This window comes from Vibrio sp. M260118, assembly GCF_036533755.1.
GTDB lineage: Bacteria > Pseudomonadota > Gammaproteobacteria > Enterobacterales > Vibrionaceae > Vibrio.
Window position 1 is genome coordinate 1 of sequence record NZ_JATABG010000212.1, and the last position, 7151, is coordinate 7151.

A 7151-nucleotide genomic window follows, 5' to 3' on the forward strand; every position below is an offset into this window, starting at 1 on the left:
GCTCTAATGCCGTTCACTTAAGGTGAGCGGCATTGTTTTTTCTAGGGTATCGGCTTGGTTTTTTCTTCACTACTCTAGGGAAGGATCTTTCCCGTCTTGGCTCTAATATTAAACTCTCGCTTATTGAGTAAAAGTTCTGAAGTTGCCTAGGTATTGCTCCTGGTGACGAATATGGAAGGCCGACTAGCAAGCGCATAATATGGGCTAATGCACCGTTGAAGCTTAGTTGGTATGGCAGGTAATCTCCATTCAACGTGTGACACATTTGAACCATTTGATACCTGACTAAGTTATACGTTAGCAAGATCCCCCAAAGCTCTTGCTTCACTAATTCTGGAAGTCGACTTCTTAGTGTAAGTCGGTTGCCAAGCATATATTGTTTTTGTTCTCGGTATCCGAGCTCAATTTCCCAGCGGTATCCATAAAGACCAACTATGTCTGATTTTGGGTAAAGCATCGGGTCGGTCATTGAGGTAAGAACATCATATGACTTGCCATTCTTGACCCTCGTAATTAGACGGACAACAACTTCACGTTCTAGCGTTGGCCATTTCTTGCGAGCTTGCGGGTTACTCTTCAGTTTAATGAGTTTATCTTGTCGACCAAGGGACTGAACGACTTCATAATTTAATCCCTTTTTCATCGGGATGAGCCAATGTCGATTTACACCTTTAGCGCTCCACTCTTGAAGTAACCCAAGAGAGTAAAAGCCTTTATCGAAAAGGGTTAGACTGTTGTCGGGAGTCGTTTCTATTAGTTGCTCGGCCAGCGTCATTTCATTCACGGTATAACAGTCGAAAGCGCTGCCTGTGATTAGATGACTGCTTAGTTCCATCTGGCACACCATACGTAGCTGAGGGTACTGTGTTTCTTTACCATCACGATTGGTAGGCTTTGCAAAAGCCTCGGCGTTATCATTAGTATCCTCTGTTCGCCACAAAACCCCATCAACACCAAGCAGTGTGAGTCCGTTCCAGTTAGGTAGTCTTGCATGCTCAAACCAATGTCTTTGCGTACACTTAAATAGGGCTTTAGCCGCTGCTTCGCCGAGATTTTTTCTACGCTGTGTTAATGCACTCGGGGCAACAAACGGCTTACCTGAACGGTCGACAATATCGAGCATATTGACGATATCAGCCATAGATTTGTCGTTATAAATAGCCATTCCGACCAACAGCCATGCCATCGATTCCAAAGTCAGTTTTCGCTTTCTAAGAGTGACTGTATCTGTCAGCTCATAGGCATCTTGGATTAGCTCAATTGGTAGGAGGTCTGCGAGAGTTTCGACTTGATTCGGTTTGTAGTTATTTATGATATCGAGGGCTTGAGAAACGTGCATAAAAAATTAGAGCTTAGGCTCTCCTTTTTTGTACCTTGAGTTTGACCAGTACCCTGAACTACAGGCTTATTTGATTGTGGAAAAACTATGAGTGGTGAGATTTGGTGTCAGCAAGTGCTTCCAACGGCGCTACCTATGGAGCTACTCCTCGAGGCTGACCCTTCGGAGGAGAGCATAGCAAGCTATCTTAATGGTGGTTGGGGCTACAGTGCACAGCTTGGAGAGCAGTTAGTGGCTGTTAGTGTGGTTAAGCCGATAAGTGACAGTACAGCAGAGATCTACAATGTCGCTGTTAACCCAAACTATCAGCAAAAGGGCATTGGCTCTGCGCTGTTGCGATATGTCCTTGATGATCTTAACCGCAAGCATATAGCTCGCGTAGAGCTAGAAACTGGTACTTTTGGATATCCGTTGACTTTTTATCACAGGCTTGGCTTCAGAGTCGATGGTGTCATTAAAGATCATTTCTTAGACAATTACCCAGAGCCTATCTTCGAAACAGGTATTCAGCATAAAGATATGTTGAGATTATATATACAACTTGGTTAGTATATAGGGCGTCATTAAGTTGTTGATAAAGGGTAGTCTGTGGCTCAACTATTGAAAAAAGTTATCGTAATAAACCTCATTGCTGCAATTATCGTTTACTTGCTCTCGCAGTATGTCGAGTTTTTTAAAACCACTCGATTGATAGATTTCCTGTTCTTTGTGGTTATCGTTATCTGGGTATTTGCTAAGCTGATGTGGGAAGGTGGAATGCATAGCAAGGTAACTCGATACGACGATGCTAAAACAGACAGTGTGTATAAGATGGTCAAAGGCCATGATTTTGAGCAAGACGAGCGTGACAACTACCGGAAAAATTATCAAGACGGCTTCGTACTCTTTATTGCTGGGCTACCTGCATTGATGGTTTGCCTTTACTTGCAATTTATTGCTTAACTCGCAATATTCATCGTTAGATTCAAGTCGAGTGATAGTTTAGATAGCTTGTCATGTAACACGCGACGAGTTTTATCTAACTCAGCAACTTCAAGCTGATCACCTTTTGAGTGAACATCAAGGTTTACGCGCAGCTCTCGGCCAACTTTGGTCACCGCAGCTACTTTTAATTGCTGAGACACTTGCTTGTCGATGGCAGAAACTTCTTTGCTCACTGCGCTACAAATCGCCTCGTCTGGTTTCATCGTTAGTAGTTCGCGAAGTGCGCCGAGTAGCATGTCTAAAGGGACTTTGATGAAGTAGAACGACATCAGAATCATCATCAATGGGTCGGCATAAACTGCGTATTCACTTAGCGGAGAAAAAGAGACTAACCAGGCCGATACAAAACCCGCAGTAACCGCGACACTTAGTAGAGTGTCCATTTGCCACTGCTTGCTCTCCGCTTCAATAAGACCAGAAGAGTAGCGCTTAGACTTATTGGCGATGTACCACCAAGCATAGCCACATCCCACTACATTAATCACGCCAAATGCAGTTGCGATGCTGGCATCGACTTCACGACCTCCGTTAAACATAGCAACGACAGCCGAGTATAGTGAGAAGATAACGATCGCGAGAATGACACTACCTTTTACTGCGATCACCACAGGTTCTAGGATCGCTTTGCCGAGAGGGAAATGACGCTTTGAAGGAAGGGCGATAAAGCGTGATACAGTCAGCGACAATAAAGTTAACAGCAAACTAACTAATGAATAAACCCCATCAAACACGATCACCAGTGAGCCCACAAGCAAGCCGAGAAATAACCCCATACCCGCAAAGCCCAAAGCGAGCAGTGCTGAAAAGGTTAACACTCGTTTTTCATTCAAACTTGTTGTAGCACACATAATTAAATCTCTTAAAAATCAACACATACAGTGTTCGCAAAATGGATGCATTTCACAAACACTATCTGGGTGTTATGTGTACTTGTTAGAATGGAGTTTGGTAAATATGTAGTTTATTCAATTAGTTAGTGAAGATAATTGCCGTCAGTAATATTGACGCTGACTGATGTCTACTTGATTAAAAATCAAACAGGTATTCATTGAGCTTGTCTGCAAGCCATGACATACCCGGATGTTCGGCCATCCCCGCAGCGGTAAACATACAGTAATCTTCCTGAGTTAGACCGTAGGTATGTTTGATCACTGCGAGTTCTTGTTTTCTGAGTAAGTGGCGGATCAGAGGTTCGGGTAACACGCCCCATGCATCTTCTTCCATGATGGTATTGAGTATGTATTCAAAGCTCGAAAAACCAATGTAGCGCAGAGAGAATGGCTGCAACTCGGGATTGTCTTTCTCATTGAGGTACACCATGACAGCTTGCATGGCATTTCTCAGTTCGTCGTCAGAGACACGGCGCAGGCGAGCTAAAGGGTTAGTGCTGCGACATACTGACATCAGACGGATTTTTCCGAGCGGTTGAAATGTCACAAGCGGATCGTCTGTTCGTTCATAGTCGACGCCAAAAGCAAAATCGACCTGCGAGGTCGCAACAAGGTTGGCTAAGTCACCACTGGATGCGAGAACAATATTGAACGTCGTCGCAGGAAAATGGTTGTTGAGGCGGTGAGCCAGGTCATGCCATAGCTCATCGGGCAGTGAGTCATCGCGTGCTATCCATACCTCAGCGTTGAACTCGCCAGAAACCTGGGCACAGGTCTGTCTAATGCGTGATGCAGTAACCAATAGGTTTTGGCAATCTTTATAAATGGCTTTGCCTGCCTCAGAGAGGGTGACATTGTTGCCACTGCGGATGAATAACTCTACATCAAGATCTTTTTCTAATGCTTTGATTGCCATACTCAATTTAGTGCGATTGCACTCAAGTTGGCGCGCAGCCTCTGAAACAGAACCTGTATCAGCAACAGTACAAAAAGCTTCGATCTGAGATAAGTTCATCTTTTGGTCAAATTTGATTAGCTTGTGTTTGATATTATCTGAATCCTTGGGGTTTGTCTGTTTTCAGCGTTGAAAAGCTATGAATTTCATGCAGTTTTGATACTCTTGGGAGATGCCAAATGAATGTAGTTAGCAGGGAGATCATGATGGCTAAAAGTTGGGACGATGTCGCAGCGAACTGGGATGCTGAAAAAGCAACTCAAGAATATGCGCAGAAGGCGTTTGAATCGCTACAGAAAGTAGTGAATGCTCAGGGAATGCATATTCTGGACTTTGGTTGCGGAACGGGGTTACTTAGTCAACGTTTGTCGCCACTAGCGAAAGATATTGTCGCGTTAGATGGTTCTGAAGCTATGATTGAACAGCTTGACAAAAAAGAACTCGCCAACGTAGAGCCAGTTGTCGATTTGCTTAGTCGTGGACTGGTAGCGATGCACCCAGCGTTTCGCGCTCAGTTTGATTTGGTTGTCGCATCATCAGTATGCAGCTTTCTTCCTAGCTACTCAGACAGCGCGGATATCGTTTTTAGTTTGCTTGATGAAGGCGGTTATTTCATTCATTGGGATTGGCAGTCTAATCAAGATGAGCCGGGTGGTATGACGGTATCCCATGCTCAGCAGGTGTTAACCAGTGTAGGCTTTAGCGAAGTGGTTGTTACGACGCCATTTAGCATTGATACTCCCGAAGGCACACTACCGGTATTAATGGCTGTAGCGAAGAAATAGTTGCTACAGCAATGATAGGATGGATTGAGCCCGACTTTAAGTCGGGCTCTTGTCTTCATTGGTACTGTACGACTTCATCTAATACCCAAGGGTTGGCGATCGCACTTTTATTTTGAACATCTTTGCCGTGAAGAACCTGTTTTACCGCCAGCTCGACCAATTTGCCAGACTTGGTTTTTGGTATTTCACTGAGGCTATACACTTCCGCTGGCACATGCCGTGGCGAACACTGCTGTTTAAGTGTCTGCTTAATGCTGGTTATTAGCTCGCTATTGAGTTCGTGGCCATCGATGAGCTGAACAAACAGGACAATTCTCTCATCACCTTCAAGTTGCCGCCCTACTGCGATGGAATCTTGGATCTCATCCAGTTGATTGACCTTTTGGTAGATTTCAGCTGTTCCTATCCGCACCCCTCCAGGGTTTAACGTGGCGTCGCTTCGACCATAGAAAATCATTCCTTTGTGAGGCGTTATTTCTACATCGTCACCGTGATGCCATGTGTCGTTGAACTTATTCCAATAGGCATTATGGTAGCGCTCTCCATCATCATGCCAAAAACCGACCGGCTGATTGGGAAAACTATTCCTGCACACCAATTCACCACGCTCAGATATAACCTCTTCGCCTGACTCATTAAACACGGCAACATCCATTCCTAGCCCCGAACCTTGGCACTCACCCCGATAGACTGGCGAGATCGGGTTGCCCAGTACGAAGCAACCGCAGATGTCGGTCCCTCCTGATATGGAAGCCAAATGTATATCGACCTTGATATTGGCATAGACGTAGTCAAACTGCTCTGGGTATAACACGGAACCGGTAGAGCAAAGGGTACGTAGTGAACTGAGTGAGTAGAGATTACTGGGGTTGAACTGGGCTTTTTCTAGCGCTTCTAAATACTTGGCAGACGTACCAAATAGCTGGGCTTGAGACTCCTCACATAGCTGCCATAGCGTGTTGGCATTTGGGTACATCGGGCTACCATCATAAATGACCAAGGTTGCCCCACTCGCAAGGGCCGACACATGCCAGTTCCACATCATCCAGCCACAGGTGGTGTAATAAAATACGCGGTCTTTAGGTCGCACGTCACAGTGAAGTTGGTGTTCTTTGAGGTGGTTTAGAATGGTGCCGCCTACCGAATGAATGATGCATTTTGGTTTGCCCGTCGTTCCAGAGGAGTAAAGAACAAACAGTGGCTCATTGAACCCGATTCTTTGATAGCGTATTCCTCTAGGTAGGTAACTGGCGAGGATGGACTCCCAATCTGAGAAAGAATCATTGAGCCCCTGCTGCGTGGTTTGATTTTGTATGTACTCAACCTGGCAAGTATTGACCAAATGGGGCATGGCATCGGCGATTTGGCGGTTCTTCTCTTCCATATTGAAAGTCTTGCCATTGAAATCGTACCCATTGCAGCAAAACAGTACCTTGGGTTGAACCTGACCGAAGCGTTCTATTACGCTCTCGGCACTAAAATCAGGGGAGGTCGATGTCCAGATTGCACCTAAACTGGTAGTCGCTAGCATAGCAATCACGGTTTCAGGCATATGAGGCAGATACCCTGCAACAACATCGCCTTTCTCTACGCCATTTTGTTTAAGCCACTGTTGGATAATTGAGACTTTGTCGCACAACTCTTGCCATGACAGTTTTTGTCCATCACCGCGTTCATTCTTAAACCAAATAGCGATCTCTTCAGGCGCTTGAAAGGCGTAGGCGAGCAGGTTCTCAGCGTAGTTTAACTGTGATTGAGGAAACCAGATCGTGTCTCTACTCGGGCTAAACGTGCCCCATTTAGCTAGCCCCTCACCGAGAATGCAGTCGCCTTTGTAACCAATAACGTCACAAAATTGCCAAACTTCGAGCCAGAAATCTTTCTTATTGTCGACTGACCAGCGGTGCAAATCATCATAATTTTCAATTGCATCACCTTGAATATTAATGTGTTTTATAAATTGGCTTAAGTTCGATGCTTCGATTCGCTCACGACTTGGTACCCAGATAGGGGAAGATAACGACTGCTGAGAGTTAGACATGACATCCTCAAAATTAGATTGTTATTATCCCAATAAGCTTTGACGAAGATTTAACCAAAGTCAAACAACTGCCATAACTTCAGATGTATGAAAAATAAGAAAAAATGCACACAATGTAAATAAAATGTTACACGAGGTGATGGGGTTAGAGTAGGGG

General features: G+C 44.9%; 7 protein-coding genes. 3 read left to right on the top strand and 4 right to left on the bottom strand.

Annotated elements, in window-relative coordinates; translation table 11 throughout:
- Positions 1-13: 13 nt before the first annotated feature.
- Positions 14-1339, bottom strand: a complete 1326-nt coding sequence (locus QTO00_RS12860) for an IS4 family transposase (RefSeq protein ID WP_331425163.1) — start codon at positions 1337-1339, stop codon at positions 14-16.
- 87 nt (positions 1340-1426) lie between these two features.
- On the opposite strand from QTO00_RS12860, the gene QTO00_RS12865 reads away from it, so the two are divergent.
- Together QTO00_RS12865 and QTO00_RS12870 are read left to right on the top strand one after the other, a co-directional pair.
- Positions 1427-1888: a GNAT family N-acetyltransferase gene (locus tag QTO00_RS12865; RefSeq protein WP_331425164.1), complete on the top strand. Its 462-nt coding sequence runs from the start codon at positions 1427-1429 to the stop codon at positions 1886-1888.
- Positions 1889-1927: 39 nt separating this feature from the next.
- Entirely contained in the window at positions 1928-2281 is a 354-nt protein-coding gene (locus QTO00_RS12870) for a hypothetical protein (protein WP_331425165.1), read from the top strand.
- Here QTO00_RS12870 and QTO00_RS12875 read toward each other — a convergent pair.
- Both QTO00_RS12875 and QTO00_RS12880 read right to left on the bottom strand, forming a co-directional pair.
- Entirely contained in the window at positions 2278-3171 is an 894-nt protein-coding gene (locus QTO00_RS12875; protein ID WP_331425166.1) for a cation diffusion facilitator family transporter, read from the bottom strand. The genes QTO00_RS12870 and QTO00_RS12875 overlap by 4 nt on opposite strands.
- A gap of 178 nt (positions 3172-3349) precedes the next feature.
- Positions 3350-4228, bottom strand: coding sequence for a LysR family transcriptional regulator (locus tag QTO00_RS12880; protein WP_331425167.1), 879 nt, complete (start codon positions 4226-4228; stop codon positions 3350-3352).
- Between the two features lie 146 nt (positions 4229-4374).
- Between QTO00_RS12880 and QTO00_RS12885 the strand changes: the two genes are divergently transcribed.
- Positions 4375-4953 (top strand): class I SAM-dependent DNA methyltransferase, encoded by a 579-nt coding sequence (locus QTO00_RS12885; RefSeq protein WP_331425169.1) that lies wholly within the window; start codon positions 4375-4377, stop codon positions 4951-4953.
- Positions 4954-5008: 55 nt separating this feature from the next.
- On the opposite strand, the gene QTO00_RS12890 is transcribed toward QTO00_RS12885, so the two are convergent.
- Entirely contained in the window at positions 5009-6994 is a 1986-nt protein-coding gene (locus QTO00_RS12890; RefSeq protein ID WP_331425168.1) for an acetoacetate--CoA ligase, read from the bottom strand.
- Positions 6995-7151 lie beyond the last annotated feature (157 nt).

Bases quoted from the DNA above. Each gene is read 5' to 3' on its own strand.
- QTO00_RS12860 (WP_331425163.1), bottom strand. From the start codon at position 1,339: ATGCACGTTTCTCAAGCCCTCGATATCATAAATAACTACAAACCGAAT.
- QTO00_RS12865 (WP_331425164.1), top strand. From the start codon at position 1,427: ATGAGTGGTGAGATTTGGTGTCAGCAAGTGCTTCCAACGGCGCTACCT.
- QTO00_RS12875 (WP_331425166.1), bottom strand. From the start codon at position 3,171: ATGTGTGCTACAACAAGTTTGAATGAAAAACGAGTGTTAACCTTTTCA.
- QTO00_RS12880 (WP_331425167.1), bottom strand. From the start codon at position 4,228: ATGAACTTATCTCAGATCGAAGCTTTTTGTACTGTTGCTGATACAGGT.
- QTO00_RS12885 (WP_331425169.1), top strand. From the start codon at position 4,375: ATGGCTAAAAGTTGGGACGATGTCGCAGCGAACTGGGATGCTGAAAAA.
- QTO00_RS12890 (WP_331425168.1), bottom strand. From the start codon at position 6,994: ATGTCTAACTCTCAGCAGTCGTTATCTTCCCCTATCTGGGTACCAAGT.